General features: G+C 64.2%; 3 protein-coding genes. All 3 read left to right on the forward strand.

Annotated elements, in window-relative coordinates; genetic code table 11:
• Positions 1 to 95 precede the first annotated feature (95 nt).
• Entirely contained in the window at positions 96 to 476 is a 381-nt protein-coding gene (gene tnpA / locus O7R11_RS14855; RefSeq protein WP_337998319.1) for an IS66-like element accessory protein TnpA, read from the forward strand.
• Positions 473 to 820 carry an IS66 family insertion sequence element accessory protein TnpB gene (gene tnpB / locus O7R11_RS14860; protein WP_337998320.1) on the forward strand — a complete coding sequence of 116 codons (348 nt, stop codon included), beginning with the start codon at positions 473 to 475 and terminating at the stop codon, positions 818 to 820. The genes tnpA and tnpB overlap by 4 nt, the downstream gene beginning before the upstream one ends.
• 63 nt (positions 821 to 883) lie before the next feature.
• The coding region (locus tag O7R11_RS14865; RefSeq protein WP_476445266.1) for an IS66 family transposase at positions 884 to 1,086 on the forward strand (203 nt) is incomplete at its 3' end.

The raw sequence follows: 1,086 nt of genomic DNA on the forward strand, positions 1-1,086 counted from the left end.
GTAAGCGTCATCTGATGGCTGCCTTGCGGGGGATGGCGTGCCCTGCGTGAATGACCTGTTGCTACGGCGAGAGGTCAATTCGGGCAGAGGTGCTTATGGTCTACGAATGTAGTGAGGGCGGGGTTGGGCGTCGTCGGCGTTGGTCCGAGGCGGAGAAGCGGCGGATCGTGTTGGAGATTGGCGAGGGGGATACGTCGCTTGCGAAGGTTGGGCGTCGCTACGGGATTCACGCGAGTGTGATCGGTCGCTGGCGTCGGCGTTTTGGTACGGAGGATTGCCGACCGGGTTTGCCTGCTGCGACATTCGTGCCGGTGACGGTTGCGCCCTTCGATGCCGCGCCGACCGTATCACCTCCAAGCGGGCCGGAGCGCCGGGCATTCGTCGAGGTGTTTCTATCGAACGGTCGGCGGTTGGTGGTGGCGGAAGACATCGCGGCATCGCGTCTGCGGCGGTTGGTTGCGGCGGTCGAGGGATGATCGGGGTCCCGGCGGGCGTGCGCATCCATCTGGCGATGGGTGTGACGGACATGCGTAAGGGCTTCGACGGGTTGGCGATGCTGGCGCAGACGGTTCTTCGGCAGGATCCATTTTCGGGGCACTTCTTCATTTTCCGTGGGCGCCGGGGCGATCTGGTGAAGGTCTTGTTCTGGGATGGCCAAGGCTTCTGCCTGTTCGCGAAGCGGCTGGAGAAGGGTCGGTTCGTGTGGCCGATGACGCGCGAGGGATCGGTGACGTTGACGCCCGCGCAGTTTTCGATGCTGCTGGAGGGGATCGACTGGCGGATGCCGTCGCGGACCTGGCAGCCGGTGTCGGCGGGCTGAGGAATATCCATTAGGCGATGCGAATCAATGGCTTGATTGCGCCGCGTCGGGTATAATGGCGGCATGCCTGATCCCGCCGCCCACTCCCCGAACGACCCCGAGACGCTACATCGGATCATCGCCGATCTAAGCGGACGATTGGCGGCGGCCGAGGCCGGTCTGGTCGCCAAGGCGCTGGAGATCGAGACGCTGAAGGTGCAATTGGCGCGTCTGCGGCATCAGCAGTTCGGCCGCTCGTCCGAGAAGCTGACGCGCCAGATCGAGCA

It is taken from the genome of Oleispirillum naphthae (genome assembly GCA_027864655.1).
Taxonomy (GTDB): domain Bacteria; phylum Pseudomonadota; class Alphaproteobacteria; order Rhodospirillales; family Rhodospirillaceae; genus Oleispirillum; species Oleispirillum naphthae.